We start from the raw sequence: 17,989 nt of genomic DNA, 5'->3' as shown, positions 1-17,989 counted from the left end.
GTCTACAACAGGCCATCAGCACCGTATCTTCTGGCCTTCCATCCGTATACAATGCCGCACACACCGAAAATGATGCTGATGCCTGCAATGATGTTGCCGCGTCTGGATACAGCAGAGCCATTTTCCTTCCGGGGTTCAGTTTGAGCCATATCATCTTTCTGATCTGTCACTTCTGTTTCCAGGGCCAGTCGATGGCCGATCCGGTCCTGAACAACTATCTGCCATCGGCCATTTTTGTCTGGGAAGAACATGAAGATGCCGTTGCGGTCTGTTCGTCCTTTCTGGAACAATATGCTGTCGTCCGGCCGTTTAATTTCAACGGCGGCATAGCTCATTGGCTCGCCGTCATCATATTCGGCGGTGACCAGAATCCCTTCTGCTTTCCGGGTAGTGCCCCCTGTCCCGTGTCCCCACGCCGGGGCATCTGTCAAAAGGATCAATACAAAAATGGCGGTGCACATCATAGCTCTCATAACTGTCTCCCAACCGGTTTTTCCGTGCTGCACAACCCCGGCCCCGCCGCTATAAGAGCCGGGGTTGAAATGAAGGTCATTCCGGTTCCAGGTCCGGTTTATTTTACGTTGAATGTCAGGGATGCTGCCAACCTTTGGACATCACATACTGACGTGTCAGGGTAGGGCTCCTCGTCCTTGGCAATGAGCAGCCAGGTGCCGTCATGGATAAGTTTGATCGTGGCCATTCCTTGCTTGTCCGTACGCGTCGTATAGGCAAAGGTATTTGCTTCTTTTGAAAATCCGTCAAAAGTCCCGAATACATATGTTCGGGCGGGTTTTCCTTCCTTAAGAACCTTGACCGGAAGAATGTCACCGGTTTTAAGGGTGGCCGGATCTTTCAGGGGAATAATCTCCATGGCATGGCCCAGAGGTTTGGCATAGGCCTGCCCTCCTGACGTGCCGACGGTGAATACAGCCTTGGCAAATTTCATGGAGTTGCGGCACAGGATGGGATCGTCAACCTCTTTTTTGTTTTTGCCCCGCTGGTAACCGTCCGGATTTTTGGTGGCAAATCCGTTAACCGGAATCGCCACAGCAAGAAAGGTTCCGGTTTCGGTGAATGGCCCTTTTTCTGATATACGCCGGGATGACGGGGAAATAAAAAATAGTTCTTCCAGACGCTCCGGATCCATTACATCTTCTGCAGGTGCGGGAAATAGATGGCTGTTGACAACCGTGTAACCAGGCACTGAATTTTCTGCAGCCTGAAAAGCATCCACAGTAATCCAGGTGTCGTGTGCCCGGGCCGGGGTGATAAGATATATCAGGGATGCACATATTGCCAGGCATGTCAGGGTAAGTCTGTTCGTATTCATTTGGATCTCCTTTTCATTTGTGTTTAAAATGCATATTTGATTTCAGCAAAAAGGGTTCTCATGGGATAGGGGTGGGAAACATGGTAAAGTTCGTCGGTAATGTTGTCCACACCCACAGCAGCTTCCAGGCCGGCTGTAAAGCGGTAGGTGAATTTTGCATCAAACACCAGAAAATCATCTACCCCGCCGTATCCGCCGCTGGTATCGCTGTTGTCAAGTTCTGTGTGCTGGTCCCCTGAATAGTGGCCGGCAAGGGTGAGGGCCCATTTGTCTGTCGGCGCATAATCGAGCACACACTTGATCCGCCAGTCAGGTACTCTGGGGAATTGCTTTCCCACGCTTGCAGGGACGGTATCGTTCCGCAGGATTTTGGAATCGGTCCAGGCCACATTTGTGAACAGCCCCAGCCCGTCGATAAAAAATCTGCGGATATTGTATGCCAATTCAACTCCTCTGGTTCTGACGTCATCTACATTCTGAAAATTGCGTACCAGGGTGCAAGCATTGGTCTGTCGAAAAATGGCATTCTCAATATCATCTTGAAAAAAGGTCAGGCGTGCTTCACCTTTGGATCCCAGAAACCGCGTAATGGTAAAATCCCTGGCAAAGCTTTCTTCAGGCTTCAGGTCCGGGTTGGCATTGTTGATCACGCCGGTTGCTGAAATGCCGCCGTAATATAGTTCTCCCACCGTGGGAAACCGGGTGGCCAGTGCCATGGAAAACCTGAGCTGCCAGTCATTGCTAGGCGAAAATGTTGTGGAGAATTTGGGAGAAAAATAATTTTCACTTTTGTCTGCCAGATCAGAGGTGATACGTCCCAAACTGCCGTCAGTGGATTTGTTTGCATCGAAACCGCGCCACCATTCATAACGGCCGCCCAGGTAGATGGACCACCGGTCTGCCACATGCCAGGTATCTTCAAGGAAAAGGGCGTGGGTGCGGGTTTTCCCCTCGGATGCCTCCTGCAGAGTGGTGCGGATATCATTGTACCAGTTCGATGCATTCCATGTTTCGCTGTCCGTGTAATACTGGTCAAAGTGGTAGCCTGCGGCAAGGGTGTGGAATCCAAAGCCTTCAATATCCCGGGCTGCTTTAATATCGGCGGTATACCAGCCTTCATCACCGTCGGTTACCCTTCCGGCGCCTCCGGTCCGGGAAGCAGGGGCCGGATCAGTGGATTGCCTGGAGATATTATCGCGTGTGTTGTAGGTGCTCAAGGTAGCTTCCAATTTCAGTCCGTCAGGTGAATCAAGTGAATAGCCCAACCCGTTGAGCAGATCCTGTCGCTCGTATTTGCGATACCGGAAGGTGGAGCTGTTCAAGGTATAGCTTTTTCCATCTATATCCACTGTTCCGGTGTAAACAGGATTCCCGCCGGCATCACGAAGATAGGTCTCAGGGGAATCCTCATCCCGTTCTGAATCCCATATGGCGCTGGTCAGCCTGACTTTGGAAAAATCGGTCAGATCGTAAGCCAGCTTGACTTTGAAGGTGTTGTTGACAATGTCGCTGGTGCCGGCAGCTCCCAGGACATAGCGGTCCTGGTTGCCAGGATCTTTGTCTGCTACCCAGCCCGTGACAGTGCTGCCCACTGCCGGGCCTCCGTCTGCCGCTGATTTGGTCACATAGCTGATGGACTGGTTTTGTGTTTCCAGACGGTTGAACCAGAGATTATAGGAAAAATTTTTGGTTTTACTGCCCACGGAACCAAATGCGTTGAATCCGTGAAGATCATCATCGGTCTTGTATTCATGGGCATTCTGGTAAAAGTACTTAAAGCTGGTGTCCACCTCCAGGCCTTCCGGCAGATGGGTGGTAATCAGGGCGGTACCTGACATGGAATTGCCGCTCAGCCCTGCGGAAAAAGGTCCATAGATCACGTCCACTTTTTCGATTTCCTGGGGGGCAACCATGAACCATTTCGGGGCGTTACCATGTCCGGCAGCCGTAAAATCACTGAGCCGGATACCATCCATCATCACCAGGGTACGTCCGGTCATCTCGGAGTTGTTGCCCCTGATTACCAGGGGGCTGTTGGTGGACCCGGGATAGAGTTTTCTCAGATAAGAGCCCGGCATGTACTTGAATACATCCTGTGTTTCGATGGCATTGATACGTTCGATTCCTTCGGCGGTGATGCTTTCTATCACGGCCGGAACATTGGCAAAGGATTCATCTGCAATTCTGCCGGTGACGGTTACGTCACCCAGGTCCACTGCCTGGTCTCCGGCCTCTTTTTCTTCCCGGCCTGCGGACGCAGAAGTGCCGGTAAAAGGTGGGTTTTCACTAGATGCAGCGGCGGTCAATGAAAAATTTGTTCCCATCCACAGAACCACCATGGAAAGACAGATCAGTATTTTGAGTCTACGCATTTTGTAAGCATACCTCCTTTTTGGGGTGAAATTATGGCATTGATCCGGCTGACAAAAAATATGGCATGTCAGTCTGATTTTTATGCCCCTGGCCCTGGAACCAGTCCCGCCGGTCCTTGGCAGTTTATAGTCGTTAGGATCTACTTCCCCCGGTTGACACGAAAAAGGCTTGGATGGTATACTTTCACGTGAATTATCCTTCCATTCGGGGGGAGCATTCGCCTTAAAGAAGGCAGCCCGGATTAACTTTGGTCGGTTAGGGTTGCCTTCTTTTCTTTCCATTTTTGGTTTGATTTTTTTATAGACTCTTCCTCCTTCTGTAAAAATTTTGATAAAAAAAAAGCCACAAAGACAGCTGTTGCCTTTGCATCAGACTGCCTTCGTGGCTTTGGTTTATTATGTTTTTTTCTGCGGTTGTCGTCTTCTGACGATATTTTTTACCGGTTTAGATATGGAATAATTTGAAACTTGTCAACAGTTTTTTCTCAGTTATTAAAACGGGTACAGCTCTATGCAATTCTTATTGAAAAATTTTTGGGAAAAGCCCTGAACCTTTTTTCGGTCATCTCTGATTGGTCCGCGGCAATTCTCTGGGGTTTTTTGTTGACAGGCAGATACCGGGTATTGTAAATCATGCAGGAACGTAACGCAGCCAAGAAGAATTCAATAAAACCACGAAGGTTTTTCCCAGGTGTGAGAGGGATACCTTTGTGGTTTTTTTGTTTATGGATGATTCAGAGCAGGAGATGCAGGTATGATGGTGGGCATAAAAAGAGGGGCGGTGAGGCGGAAGATGCTGCCGGCCGTGGTGGTGTTGCTGATGTGGTTCCTTGTTTTGGGACCGGCGATGGCGGACACTGCCGCGGTCGTGGAAACGCATGTGGCAACATCCATTGATGTGCGCCAGGCATCCCAGAAGGAGCAGGAACAATGGGATGCCCAAAGGGCGGAACTGGCAGCCGAATATGACCGGCTCACGGCGGAAAATGAGATCCTGGAAGCTGAAAACAAACGCATGTCGGACACATCAACCGCACTCGGGCAGGTGATTGACCAGCTGGAACAGGAAAAAACGCAGACCCGGCAGGTCCGGGAGGAACTGCTGCCGTTTCTGGCCAAGGTGCAGGAAGATCTGACCCGGTTTGTGGCCGATGATGTTCCCTTTCTGCCGGAAGAGCGCCGCATTCGTCTGGAAAAACTGGCCGTTCTCATGGATGATCCCGAGGTGGCGGTGGCGGAAAAATTCCGCAAGACCATGGAAGCATTGGGCATCGAGGCGGAGTACGGCAATACCATCGAGGTGTATCATGACCGCATCCTGCTGGGGGACCGCCGGGTGTCCGGGCAGATTTTCCGGCTGGGGCGCATCAGCCTGTATTATCTGTCCTTGGACGGACAGGAAGCGGCTGTGTTCGATGTGGGGGAGCAGCAGTGGCGCCGTCTGGATGACCGGTTTGTCCCGGAGGTGGCGGCAGCCGTGGAGATTGCTTTGAAACGGCGGACCGCCGGGATTCTGGATCTGCCCCTGGGCCGGCTGGCAACCCCGTGAAGGAGGCGGATATGAACAACATGAATTTGATACAGCGGACACTGGGGGTGCTGCTGGTCTGTCTCATCTGCCTGGGTCCGGCCGGAGCCCTGGCAAAGGATATGCGCCAGTCCTTTGCCGTGCAGGCGGAAAATCGCGCCCGGATGGAAGAAAAAGCCCGGCAGGAACTGGCCCGGGCCCGAGCCGAGGCACAGGAGCGGACCCGGCAGATCAAACAGGATAAAGAGGCCCTGACCGCAGCCATCCAAGACCTTAAAAACCGGAACAAAGTCCTGGAAAAAGATAACCAGGAACTGGTACAGCGGGTCCAGGACCGGCAGGCGGTCAGGGATTCCCTGCTGGAAGAACTGGCCCTGTCCCGGGCGGAAAACAGGGAATTGTCCGGATTTATCCGCAGTGCAGCCAAGGACCTGGAAGCGCTGCTGATACAAAGTCCCCAGAGTGCCCTGTCCGAAAACCGCCACAGGTTTCTGGCCCCGGTGATCCATGAGGACCGGTTTCCCTCCATGGCGGACATCCGTGCCATGGCCGATGCCTGGTTTCATGAAATCACAGCTGCAGGACAGGTCCGGACCGTGCCCGGCACCATCATCGACCGCCAGGGCCTGGAACAGGAAGCCCGCATCCTGATGCTGGGCAATTTTACCGGGATCTATGTGCTCGAATCCGCCGATGCCCGGGAGCCGGAGGTTGGATTTTTGCTGTATTCCGATGCCAGCCAGCGGTTTTTTGCCCTGTCCCGGCTGCCGGAGGCCGGCACCGTGGGCCGGATACAGGCGTATCTGGCCGGGAAGCGCCCGGATGTGCCCGTGGACATCTCCCGGGGCACGGCCCTGCGCCAATACACCCTGGAGCTGGATCTGGCAGACCAGATTCCCAAAGGAGGTCCCATTGTGTGGCCCATCCTGGGCATCCTGGGACTGGCCCTGGTCATCCTGCTGGAGCGGCTGGTGTTTTTCTTCCGCAAACAGATGAAATCCGAGCCGTTCATGGACCAACTCCGGTCCCTGGTGGCCGGCGGGGACTGGGAGGGGTGCGAGGCCCTGTGCCGGTCCCGGAAAAACAAATGGATTCCCAGGATTCTGCTCACGGCCCTGGCATTCCGGGATCACTCCCGCCAGGATATGGAAAATGCCCTGCAAGAGGCGATCCTCGGGGAGATTCCAGCCATTGAGCGGTTCGTGTCCACCCTGGGTATGCTGGCGGCCATCGCCCCGCTGCTGGGGCTGCTGGGCACGGTCACCGGCATGATCAATACCTTTCATGTGATCACCTATTACGGGGCCGGAGACCCAAAGATGATGTCCGGCGGGATTTCCGAGGCCCTGGTCACTACCATGCTGGGGCTGACCGTGGCCATCCCGATCATGCTGTTCCATACCCTGCTGTCCCGGCGGGTGGAAACCCAGATCGGTCAGATGGAGGAAAAAGCCGTGGCGTTCGTGAACATGGTGTTCAAAGCCAGAAACGATTGCAGGCCTTAACCCATGCTGGAAAATGAGTTTTTTGCAGGGATGCTGCCGCTGTTTGATAACCTGGCCGCCTATATCCGGTCCGGAGGATTGGTCATGGTGCCCATTCTGGCGGTGTCCCTGGTGATGTGGGTGCTGATTTTCAACCGGGTCTGGTTCATGCGCACCCTGTATGGGAAAAATATTTCCCGAACCCGGGCCGGGGAGCTGGTGCGGCTGAACCAACGGCCGGCAGACCGGTACAAAGGGGCCAACAGCCTTCTGGTCCGGGAGTTTCTGGCCAGGCGTACCCGGGACAGTGATCTGGACGGGTATATTCTGGATGAGACCGTGATGGGGATATGCACTTCTCTGGATCGGTACCTGGCCGCCATCCGGGTGTTGTCGGCCGTGGCCCCGCTGCTGGGGCTGCTGGGTACGGTAGTGGGCATGATGCACACCTTTGAGGTGATCACGGTGTTCGGCACGGGCAATGCCCGTGCCATGGCCGGCGGGATTTCCGTGGCCCTGATCACCACCCAGACCGGGCTGATGGTGGCCATTCCCGGGCTTTACATGGCCGGGTGGCTCACCCGGCGGTCCCGGAACCTGAAAAACCGGATTTCCGCCACAGGCATCTACCTGCGGCGGTTCATATAAGGATTTGTGAATATGCTCAATATATCTGCAGCCAGGCGGGCCCAGAAACAGACCCTGGAACTGAACATTGCCCCGCTCATCGACATGGTGTTCATTCTGCTGATTTTTTTCCTGGTGACCACCTCGTTTGTCAGGGAAACCGGGGTGGATATTTCCCGGCCCACGGCAACCACGGCCGTGACCACGGCTCCCAACACCATTCTCATCGGTGTGACCAAAGAAGGAACGGTCCACCTGGACCGCCGGGAGATCGATGTGCGGGCCGTTCGGGCCAATGTGGAACGGGCTATGGCGGAAAATCCCGATGCCGCCGTGGTGATTGTGGCGGACAAGGACAGCACCACCGGGCGGGTGATCGAGGTCATGGATGCCTGCAAACTGGCCGGGGCTGAAAACGTGGCCATTGCGGCCGGCCTGCCGGGAGGGGAATAAGGAAGTGGCCCTGAAAGATTCTATACCGGGCCGGTCCGGTCCGGGGATCTGGGCCGGCTGGATCCTGGCAATGGTGCTGTCCGCTGCCCTGAACCTGTTTTTGTTTGCCGTGATGCCCGAGATGATCCGGGCCGTGCCCGAGAATCTGGAAAAGCACGAACCGGTTCAGGCAATTCAGGTGGTGCGGGTCAAGCGGCCCGAACCCCCGCCCGAAAAACAGAAATCCCCGGAACCGGAGCCGCCGAAACCGCAGAAAACTGCGGCCACCAAACCGGCGCAGAAAAAGATGCCTATGCCGCCGGTCCCGAAACCGTCCCTGCCCTTTGCCCTGAACCCGAAGTTGCCCCCCATGGCCCATTCCCTGGAGATGCCGCCTCTGGAAACCTTTTCAGTGGATGCGCCCCAGCTCAAGGACCGGTACCTGGCCCATGAACTGGATGCCGGCCTGATCCCTTTGGCCAAGGTGGCACCGGTGTATCCGCTGCATGCGACCCGGCGGGGCATCGAAGGAAAGGTGCAGGTTCAGTTTCTGGTCACAGCCGATGGAAGGGTGGCAGATATCAAAATTCTGGCGGCGGATCCTGAAAAGGTTTTCGACCAGAGTGTCATCGACTGTGTGTCCCGGTGGCAGTTCCAGCCCGGCCGGGTGCAGGGGATCCCGGTGGCAGCCCTGGCACAGACCACCATCAAATTTCAGCTGGAGTAGGCATGACCCGACACATCCTGCAGACTAACGGAAAAAAGCAGCCCTGCCGGCAGTTGTGGCTGATGCTGGTGATGATCCTGGTGCTGGTTGTCACAGGACCGCCCCGAATCCTTGCAGCCAAAGAGAACATGCCCCTGGCTGCGGGCATGGCGGTAAACAAGGCCCAGTCCCTGATGGCGGAAGAAAAACCGGACCAGGCCCTGGCCGTGTTGACCCGGTATTCGGAAAAGCAGGCTGGAAATGTCCATTATTATATCGATTTTCTGACCGGCTTCTGTCACACCGAGTTGGGGCAGACCGGCCCGGCGGCAGAGGCGTTTCAGCGGACGGTGGAGAAAAAACCGGGTCTGACCGAGGCCTGGCTCAACCTGGCCCGGTGCCGGTATGAACAGGGGCAGATGGCTGAAGCGGCCGGGGCCTTTGAAAAAGGGTATGATACCAGCGAAGAAAATCAGCCCGTCCACCTGTTTTATGCATCTGCCTGCCATTTCCAGGCCGGCCGGCCGGATTCTGCCCTGACCGTGTTTGAACGCCTGATGGCTGCCCATTCCGAAGAGATCACCCTGGAATGGAAACAGACCCTGGTCAATATTCTGTTTGCCCTGGAAAAATTTCGAAAAGCCCTGCCGTGGCTGGAGGAGCTGGCCGCCGAGACCCAAGGGGACACCCGGCGGCAGTGGCAGGAGATGCTGCTGTATCAGTACCTGTCTTTGGAGATGAAAAAAAAGGCCCTGGCATATGCCCGGTATCTCACCCGGACCCATCCGGAAGACCCGGGCTGGTGGAAGGCCCTGGCCCATGTGCACCTGACGGATAACCGGTTTGAAAAGGCCCTGGCTGCGATGCTGAGCTATTCTTACCTGACCCCCTTGACCCCGGAAGAGATGCGGCTTGTGGCAGACCTGTATCTGTCCTGTAATATCCCGCTGTCAGCGGCCCGGCAGTACGAAGCCTGGCTGGAGCAGCACGGGGACACCCTGTCGGAAAAACAGATTCTGGAAAGGATCAGGATCATCTCCCGGGCCTGGTTGTCCGCCGGAAATCCGGATCAGGCCCTGACCTGGGCAAAAAAAGGCCTGGCAAAAAAAGATGATCCCGAACTTGTGAGTATCCGAGACCATGTGCTGGCAACCCGCAAAGTGCCGGATTAAAGCGGCAGGGCATGGCGGTCAGGGGAAAATACCATCCTTAGAATTTGGTGTTGACAAACCGCTGCCTCTTTTTCTATATATTGCCTTGATGTAAGATGTAATGTTTTTCAGGTTCCACTGGCGTGGATGAAAAGGGAACCCGGTGTAAATCCGGGACGGGCCCGCCGCTGTAATCGGGGACTTGGGCTGCATGAATGCCACTGACCGGAATGACTCCGGCTGGGAAGGCGCAGCACCACAGGAAGATCCGAAAGTCAGAAGACCTGCCTGGAAAATCGGCTGGACCCCTGTCAGGGTTCCCGGCCGGCGCTGGATCAGGATTTTTGTTTTCAGCGCGGGAAAATCCCCGTGGACAAAGGATTTTTCAATCTGAGGATAAATCAGGGCATCCCCGGATCATTTTAATGGTCCGGGGATTTTTTTGTTTTTCTCCGGACGAAACTTTTTTCCAAGGAGGATATGCAAGATGAAACCCTGTGAAATGTTTTCCTGCCGTATGCTTTTCAATCAATTGTGTTTTTCCGGTCTTGCGGCTGTGCTGATGTGTCTGGTGGCAGTGCTGGCGGGTGTCGTGCCGGTGACGGCCGGGGAACCGGTCCGGATGTTGGACGAAATGGTTGTCACCGCCGGCCGGGTGGAAGAAACCAGAAAAGAGATCAGTGCTGATGTCACCATCATCAACAACACCGAGATCCAGCAGTCCGGAGCCGCCAATGTGGCGGACCTGCTGGCGGAAAAAGGAATCGGCCATATCCAGAAATATCCGGGTACGTTGACAGCCATCGGGATCCGGGGATTCCGCACCGATTCCCATGGCAACGACCTGCAGGGCAAGGTTCTGGTGCTGCTGGACGGACGCAGATCCGGTACCGGCAACGTGGCCAAGATCCTGACCCAAAATCTGGAGCGCATTGAAATTATCCGGGGGCCGGGTGCGGTGCAGTACGGGTCCGCCGGCATGGGCGGGGTGGTGAACATCATCACCCGGAAAGGAACGGACAACGGGATACAGGTGTCTGCCGGTGCCGGATCGTATGACCGGGTTCAGGGAACCCTCGGCGGCACCGTGTATCAGAACGGGTTTGATTTTGCCGGGGCGGTTTCCCGGGAAACCCGGGGGGACTATAAAACAGGCAGCGGGCATACCTATGACAATACCGGTATAGACTCGGAAACCGGGATCAGTGCCAACCTGGGCTATTCATTCGGGGACCGGCACCGCGTCGGCCTGATATTCACCGGGTTTGAGGCGGATGCATCCGGTGATTCCGGCTATATCACGGCCAATGACCTGGACAATTACAGTGACAAGAAAAGCCATTCCGTTGATCTGGGGTATACCGGCGGGTCTGAAGAGGGTACGTTTGAATGGATGATACGATATTTTACCGGTACAGACGAAAATACCTGGAACGACCCTGTGGCATCCAACCCCGGCGGCTGGGATGACGGGATTCCTTCCAAACGGGAGACCGACCTTCAGGGGGCCCAGGCCCAGGTCACCGGATTCCGGGGGAATACCCGCCTGACCACCGGGCTTGACTGGGTGGATTACGACATTCAAAGCGATGATACGCCCAACCGGAGTACCTATGAAAACACCGCCCTTTTCCTGCTGGCCCGGACCGGTTTTTTCAACGACCGGCTGGTCACCAACCTGGGGCTGCGGCATGACTGGTACGATGTGGCGGTAAAGGAACCGGCCGGCCGGTCAGAAGATACCACCCGGTTCACCCCCAGCATCGGCATCGCCTGGATGGCATTGCCGGATCTCAAACTGCGGGCCCAGTATGCCCAGGGATTCATGATGCCCACGGCAGACCAGATGGGGGCGGATCATACCTCATTTATGGGGCCGATAAAGGGCAACCCGGATCTGGATCCGGAAAAAAGTGCCACCTGGGAGGCGGGTCTGGACTGGTTTAAAAACGGGCTTCAGGCCTCTGTGACCTGGTTTCATACCGATTTTGAAGACAAAATTGTATCCGATTATCTGCCAGACGGTACCTCCACCTGGAAAAATGAGGGAGATGCTGAAATATCCGGGTTCCAGGCGGATGTCAGTTATGACCTGGGGGTTCCCCTTGGCTGGTCCTGGGAAGTCAGGCCCTATGTGGGATTCACTGCCCTGACGGAGATCGATGACAAAACCACGGGACAGGACCTGCTGTATGTCAGTAAAAGGCATTATGTGGCCGGCGTTCTGGTGGATTCAGGCAGAGGCACCTTTGTCCGGTTCAATGCGGTGCATAACGGCAGCCAGGATATCCAGGACTGGCAGTCCGGCATTTATCCGGGGCCTGTTGTGAAAAAAGAGTCGTTCTGGGTGGCCAGCCTGACCGGTGCATGGCGGTTCTATGAAACAGAGCAGGCCGGCCGGTTCTCCATCAGAGGCGAGGTGCACAACCTGTTTGACGAAGACTATGCCTATGTCAAGGGATATCCCATGCCGGGCAGGTCCTTTTTTGCCGGTTTGGTCTGGGAGTTTTAAGTGACCGGCGTACATGCCTGGGTGACATCCGGCATCAAAATGAATGATTGTTCTGGTAAGTAAGGTGGAAGAGAAACATGGAATTGAAATCATTGTTCCTGGGACTGGCCTTTTCAGTGGGGATTTTTGCTGTCAAGGCCGGGGCCGGTCTGGCCTATTTTCTGGATACCCGGCCTCTGTACCGGCATAAAATCCTGGTATCCACGGCAGTTGCAGCCGGATACGGCCTGGTGTTTGTACTGGCCTGGGCCGCCATCCAGTGCCTGGATCCTACCCTGTGGCTGAACCGGGTCATGCCGGCGTTACAGCACGGCATGACCCTTCACCTGGTGCTGGCAGTGCTGCTGCTGGTCTGGGGCGCGGCGTTGCTGAAACGACCGCCTGAATCAACCGGTCCCGACCGGGGATGGCTCCTGCTTACACTGCCCTGCCCAGTCTGTTTTACGGTCATCTTTTTTTCATTATCCCTGGTTTATGCCCTGGTGCCGGAACAGCCCTGGGTGCCAGTCTGGGCCGCAGCCGGGTTTATCGGAACGGTTCTGGCTGCCGGTTGGATCGGCCACAGATTCATCCGGCAGCCGTCCGGGCATTTTCTGGGATCGGTCATGGTGCTGGCTGCCTTGTATTTTCTGATCACCATGGCAGTGGTGCCCTGGTTTTCAGATATCGAGCGGATCTACCGCCTGGGAAAAACCGGGGTTCATGAACCGGCCGGCAAGGAGACCCTGGCCTTCCGGGCCGGGGCAATGGTGCTGTTTGCCGGTGGATTTTTGCATGCGCTGAGACGGTCAAGGAGATCAAAGTGGATATAATCGCCCTGTTGAAATCGTTTATCTATCTGGCTGCCTCATCTTTGCTGCTGCCGGTAATGTTTATTTTGTCCTGCCTGGCCGTGTGGATGGTGGTGTATGCCGGGAGTTTTGCCGGGCTGTGGTTTGCCAGAAAACGGCTTCCCCGGCCTGTGGATGCTATGGAGGCGGCTGCCGGGAACGATCTGTCTCTGTTTTCCCTGCCGGTCAGACGATTCTGCCGGCAGCTGTCCCGGTTGAAAACCGGCAGCCACCCGGATATTGCCGCCCTCAATCTGCTGCGGGAAACAGAACATTGCATGTGGAAATCTTTGGATCATTTAAAGCTGCTCATCCGCATCGGTCCCGGCCTGGGGCTGATCGGCACCCTGATTCCCATGGGAACGGGTCTGGCAGCCCTCAGCCAGGGAGACCTGACCCGGTTGTCAGGAGATCTGGTGGTGGCCTTTACCACCACTGTGGTGGGCATGGCCCTGGGATTGATCAGTTATCTTTTTTTTACCATCCAGCGGCGGTGGGTGGAAGAGGATATCAAAAACATGGCCCTGATCTGTGAACTGCAGATGCCCCGGATCGAAAACAAAGGGGAAAACCGATGAAAATTCCGGCGTTCATAAGGTTCTGTGAACGGCAGACGGCACGGATGGAAACCAAAGGGGGTGGCAGATGAAGTATCTGTCTGCGATCCAATCCCGGGAAAAAGGGTTGTCTGAAAATGATCCCCTGAACGGGGTGGCCAACCTGTTCGATCTGGGACTGGTGTTTATTGTGGGGTTGATGCTGGCCCTGTTCGGGGCGTTTCACATGGAAGATCTGCTGAAAAAGGATTCGGAACTGACTATCACCCGGCAGGCTTCAGATGGTGAAATGGAGATCATCACCAAAAAAGGCACCAAAATTGACGCTGTGAAAATGACCCGGGAGCAGGCCGCAGGCAGGGGCATGCGCCTGGGAACCGCCTACCGGCTTGAAGACGGTTCCATGGTCTATGTGCCGGAATAAGGGCCAACAAACAATGAAAAAACCGGTCCACAGATCGTTTTTTTCTATTAAACCAGTGTGTTGTCCATTTGTCCGGAGCCTTGAAAAACAGAGGAACAGATTATGAAACAGTTTGCATGGGGTTTTCTGATACTGCTTATGGGTGCGGTCCCTGCCGCCGGCGGCCAGATCGTCCTGATGGTGATCGATAACAACTCATATCTGGCCGTCCTGGCAAAACAGGACCTGCCCGGGGACATGGGCAGGCAGGTTCAGGTCGTGTCCGCCTCAGACCTGGATACCCGAAAAAAGGCCGTGTTACAGACACTTCGGCAGGCATCGGTGATTCTGGTGGATGTGATGGACAAAGACCTGACCGCCTTTTTGATGGATGCCGTTGATGTAAAAAACAAACAGGTGTATGCGCTGCGCGGCTCCCGGGATGACGAGATCCTCAGAGAAAAGGGAATGGTGTTTGACCAGGCCCTTGCGCTCTATTATAACCATCTGAGCCGGGAGAACCTGGCCGGGCTGCTGCGGCGGGTGATACACCGCCATCTGGACAGTGCCGTCTCCTATGATGAGGTAAAGCCCCGGCCCGTGACAGGCATCCACCATCCCAAAGCCCCGGATATTTTCACGGATGCTGCGGCCTTTCTTTCCTGGCAGGCGGGCCGGCCAGGATTTGATTCGGAAAAACCCGGTATCGGCCTGCTGTTTTACCAATCGTTTCTGACACCCGGACAGCAGGAGGCACTGGATCAGATTATCGAACGGCTGGAAAACGAAGGTTTCAACGTGATGCCCTGTTTCGGCAATGAAGCAAACGTGGTGGAACGGTTTCTGCTGGACAGCCGGGGCCGGTTTCGGGTGGATCTGGTGCTGGCGTTTTCTTTGAAGTTTTCTTCGGCCCTGACCCCGAATCTGGCCCAGGCCCTTGTCAACCTGGATGTGCCCCTGATTTCTGGGATCAGCCTGTACCGGGAAACCGTGGATGAATGGCGGGACAGCCCCGTGGGCATCGGGGTGGAACAGGTGGCCTGGTCCATGACAGGACCTGAAATATCGGGTCTGATCGAACCCACGGTGCTGATGGCCAAAGAAAAAATCCAGGTGCCAAAAACCGGGCAGGCGGTATATGTGGTGGCATCGGTCAAAGAAAACCTGGACCGTCTCATTCCCCGGCTCCGGGCCTGGGTCAACCTGCGGCACAAACCCCGGGGGGAAAAGAAAGTAGCCATCCTGTTTTACAACCACCACCAGGGCAAGCAGAATATCGGTGCCAGTTATCTGAATGTGTTCGCCTCTCTGGAAAAGATCATCCAGACCTTGGCTGATGCCGGGTATCAGACCGGGCCGGTGCCGGAAGAAGACAAGATCAAGGCCATGATCCTGAACGGGGCACGCAACGTGGGCACCTGGGCACCGGGGGAGCTGGATGCCCTGGTGGAGAAAAAAGAAGCGGTCCTGCTGGATCTGGACCTGTATATCCAATGGTTTGAGGCCCTTCCCCGGGCATTCCGGGAACAGGTGACAGCCCAGTGGGGAGATCCCGGATCGTTTGACATGATGCTGCATAAAGGGCGCATCGTCATTCCCATGGTGCGCCGGGGCAACCTGGTGCTGATGCCGGAACCTGCAAGGGGATGGGGCGATGATCCCATGAAGCTGTACCATGATACTACCCTGTATCCCCACCACCAGTATATTGCCGCCTATCTGTGGCTGAAAAAACAGTTCCGGGCCGATGCCATGATTCATCTGGGGACCCACGCCACCTATGAATGGACCCCGGGCAAGCAGGCGGGTCTTTCCCCGGCCTGCCCGCCGGAAGTGCTCATCACGGATATTCCCAACCTGTATCCCTATATTGTGGATGATGTGGGGGAGGCGATCCAGGCTAAACGCCGGGGTCGGGGGGTGATGATCTCCCATCTCACCCCCATGCTGCAGCAGTCCGGACTTTTTGCCGAATACAGCCGGATGTCGGAACTGGCAGTACAGATCGATCTGGCAGAGGCAAGGGGGGGCCTAACAGTGGCGGGAAAACAAAAGGAGCTGCGGGAACTGGCAAAAACCACCGGGATCCTGACAGATCTGTCCCGAAAGCTGCCGGAGGCGGTCATGGCAGATGACGACCTGGCACATGCCGTCATCCATTACCTGGACGAGATCAAGGAACAGATGATCCCCCGGGGCATGCATACTTTTGGCCGGACCAGACCGGAAGATGAGATCAGGGAGATGGCGGAGGCCATGGTGCAGTGGAATCCGGATGAAAACCAGGCCCGGGCCGCAGAACGGATACGGGCTTCGGCAGACATGGAGATCACCCATCTGCTGGCCGGCCTGGACGGCCGGTATGTGCCTCCGGGTGAGGGGAACGATCCCTTAAGAAATCCAGGGGCCGTGCCCACCGGCCGCAATCTTTTCGGGATCAATCCGGCCCGGCTGCCCACTCCGGCCGCCTGGGAGCTGGGGAAAAAAGCCGCCGAAAAGATCATTGCCGGCCACTTGGAAACCCATGGCCGGTATCCTGAAACCGTGGCCGTGGTGCTGTGGGCTGTTGAACTGCTGCGCAATGAGGGGGTCAATGAATCCACCATCCTCTGGCTGATGGGGATCCGGCCCCGGCGGCATCCCTCCGGCAGGATCACCGGGCTTGAAGTGGTGCCCGGCAATGAACTCGGCCGGCCTCGGATCAATGTGTTGATCAATGCCTCCGGTCTCTACCGGGACCTGTTTCCGGACAAGATGCAGTTTCTGGATGAGGCGGTGCAGCTGGCAATGCGCCAGACCGACATCGAGAATCTCATTGCCCGCAACAGCCGCCGGATGCAGGCGGCACTGACAGATGGCGGCATGGATGAAAAAATCGCTGAAAAAATGAGTCGGCTGCGCATTTTCTCCGAGGCACCCGGCAGTTACGGTAACGGCATCAGCGAGATGACCGGGGCTTCGGGGCTGTGGCAGGATTCCCAAGACGTTGTTGATGTCTATGAAAACCGGATGGGGTTCGCCTTTGGCGGCGGGCTCTGGGGAAAGGAAGCTAAAAAAGTGTTCAACATGCAGCTGGGCACCGTGGATGTGGCCCTGCATTCCAGTTCCTCCAATGTGTACGGCCTGATGGACAATGATGACATGTTCGCCTACCTGGGGGGTCTGTCCATGGCGGTCCGCCATGCATCGGGAAGGGACCCGGACATTTTGATCACATCCCAGAAGCAGGCCGGCATGGTTTCGGTGGAGGATGTGGCCAGAACCCTGGGCCGGGAGATGCGGTCCCGGTACCTGAACCCCAAATGGATCCAGGACATGAAAAAAGAGGATTATGCCGGTGCCCGGGCCATGGATCAGTTTGTGCAGTATTTCTGGGGATGGCAGGTCACTACCTCGGAAAAGGTCAGCCCTGCCCAGTGGCAGCAGATCCATGAGGTCTATGTGCAGGACAAATACGGCCTGGGGCTCAAGGCGTTTTTCAACCAGGCCAATCCCTGGGCCTATCAGTCCATTACAGCCCGGATGCTGGAGGCGGTGCGCAAGGAATACTGGCCGGCGGATGAGGCTGTTCAACAGCAGCTGGCGGCTGAATATGCCGTCAATGTGGTGGAAAAGGGGGTCGCCTGCTGTGATCACACCTGTAATAATCCGTTGCTGAACCAGATGGTGGTGTCTCTTATCTCCCTGCCCGGGGTGCTGAACCCAAAAATGGTGGAACAGTTCACCCTGGCGGTGGAACAGGCGGTTCAGCAGCCCCTGGACCGGCAGGCAGCAAAAAAAAAAGCAGCGGAATATGCGGCGGCGGCCCCTTCCCGGCAGCCACCTGACACGGACCGGACGGAACAGGCAGACCCCGGGGCCGGGCAGCCTGGAGACGGCCGGCAGATGGTGGAAGGATACAAGATGGAAAAGATCCAGACCATGGATGACACCACCCGGTTGACCTCATCCGGGGTGGAATGGCTGGCCGGGCTGGTGGTGGTGGTCATGATCGCCCTGGCCGTCTGGGGAATGAGACGTGCCGTCAAAGAAACATAAACTAAACCCAATAAAAGCG

14 protein-coding genes and 1 riboswitch are annotated in these 17,989 nt (G+C 56.0%); of the genes, 11 read left to right on the top strand and 3 right to left on the bottom strand.

What is annotated here, in order from left to right; all coding sequences use genetic code 11:
• Window positions 1–2: 2 nt before the first annotated feature.
• From K365_RS0120485 to K365_RS0120475, 3 genes are all read right to left on the bottom strand, one after another.
• Window positions 3–473, bottom strand: a complete 471-nt coding sequence (locus K365_RS0120485) for a hypothetical protein (RefSeq protein WP_156887761.1) — start codon at window positions 471–473, stop codon at window positions 3–5.
• 98 nt (window positions 474–571) lie between these two features.
• Window positions 572–1,330, bottom strand: a complete 759-nt coding sequence (locus K365_RS26845; RefSeq protein ID WP_024336095.1) for a DUF4198 domain-containing protein — start codon at window positions 1,328–1,330, stop codon at window positions 572–574.
• A gap of 23 nt (window positions 1,331–1,353) precedes the next feature.
• Window positions 1,354–3,702, bottom strand: a complete 2,349-nt coding sequence (locus tag K365_RS0120475) for a TonB-dependent receptor (RefSeq protein ID WP_024336094.1) — start codon at window positions 3,700–3,702, stop codon at window positions 1,354–1,356.
• A gap of 754 nt (window positions 3,703–4,456) precedes the next feature.
• On the opposite strand from K365_RS0120475, the gene K365_RS0120465 reads away from it, so the two are divergent.
• The 11 genes from K365_RS0120465 to K365_RS0120410 all read left to right on the top strand — a co-directional run bounded on the left by K365_RS0120465 (window position 4,457) and on the right by K365_RS0120410 (window position 17,970).
• A complete protein-coding gene (locus K365_RS0120465) occupies window positions 4,457–5,251 on the top strand; it encodes a DUF3450 domain-containing protein (protein WP_024336093.1) in 795 nt (264 codons plus the stop codon).
• 11 nt (window positions 5,252–5,262) lie between these two features.
• Window positions 5,263–6,735, top strand: a complete 1,473-nt coding sequence (locus K365_RS0120460; protein ID WP_029725640.1) for a MotA/TolQ/ExbB proton channel family protein — start codon at window positions 5,263–5,265, stop codon at window positions 6,733–6,735.
• Window positions 6,736–6,738: 3 nt separating this feature from the next.
• Window positions 6,739–7,362: a MotA/TolQ/ExbB proton channel family protein gene (locus K365_RS0120455; protein WP_084489937.1), complete on the top strand. Its 624-nt coding sequence runs from the start codon at window positions 6,739–6,741 to the stop codon at window positions 7,360–7,362.
• Window positions 7,363–7,374: 12 nt separating this feature from the next.
• Window positions 7,375–7,794, top strand: coding sequence for an ExbD/TolR family protein (locus tag K365_RS0120450; RefSeq protein ID WP_024333515.1), 420 nt, complete (start codon window positions 7,375–7,377; stop codon window positions 7,792–7,794).
• A 4-nt stretch (window positions 7,795–7,798) separates the two neighbouring features.
• Window positions 7,799–8,500 (top strand): energy transducer TonB, encoded by a 702-nt coding sequence (locus K365_RS26840; protein ID WP_169432972.1) that lies wholly within the window; start codon window positions 7,799–7,801, stop codon window positions 8,498–8,500.
• 2 nt (window positions 8,501–8,502) lie between these two features.
• Entirely contained in the window at window positions 8,503–9,651 is a 1,149-nt protein-coding gene (locus K365_RS0120440) for a tetratricopeptide repeat protein (RefSeq protein WP_024336089.1), read from the top strand.
• A gap of 92 nt (window positions 9,652–9,743) precedes the next feature.
• Window positions 9,744–9,936: riboswitch (cobalamin riboswitch) on the top strand.
• Between the two features lie 181 nt (window positions 9,937–10,117).
• Window positions 10,118–12,142 (top strand): TonB-dependent receptor plug domain-containing protein, encoded by a 2,025-nt coding sequence (locus K365_RS0120430; RefSeq protein ID WP_024336087.1) that lies wholly within the window; start codon window positions 10,118–10,120, stop codon window positions 12,140–12,142.
• A gap of 77 nt (window positions 12,143–12,219) precedes the next feature.
• Window positions 12,220–12,954 carry a DUF2162 family putative transporter gene (locus K365_RS0120425; protein ID WP_024336086.1) on the top strand — a complete coding sequence of 245 codons (735 nt, stop codon included), beginning with the start codon at window positions 12,220–12,222 and terminating at the stop codon, window positions 12,952–12,954.
• A complete protein-coding gene (locus tag K365_RS0120420; protein WP_024336085.1) occupies window positions 12,945–13,550 on the top strand; it encodes a MotA/TolQ/ExbB proton channel family protein in 606 nt (201 codons plus the stop codon). Before K365_RS0120425 ends, K365_RS0120420 begins: the two co-directional genes overlap by 10 nt.
• A gap of 67 nt (window positions 13,551–13,617) precedes the next feature.
• Window positions 13,618–13,953: a DUF2149 domain-containing protein gene (locus K365_RS0120415; RefSeq protein ID WP_024336084.1), complete on the top strand. Its 336-nt coding sequence runs from the start codon at window positions 13,618–13,620 to the stop codon at window positions 13,951–13,953.
• Window positions 13,954–14,055: 102 nt separating this feature from the next.
• Window positions 14,056–17,970 (top strand): cobaltochelatase subunit CobN, encoded by a 3,915-nt coding sequence (locus tag K365_RS0120410; RefSeq protein WP_024336083.1) that lies wholly within the window; start codon window positions 14,056–14,058, stop codon window positions 17,968–17,970.
• Window positions 17,971–17,989 lie beyond the last annotated feature (19 nt).

Origin of the sequence: Desulfotignum balticum DSM 7044 (assembly GCF_000421285.1) — a bacterium.
GTDB classification, from domain to species: Bacteria; Desulfobacterota; Desulfobacteria; order Desulfobacterales; family Desulfobacteraceae; genus Desulfotignum; species Desulfotignum balticum.
Note: the sequence above shows the minus strand (reverse complement) of the source record. Positions and strands in the feature narration are given on the sequence as shown.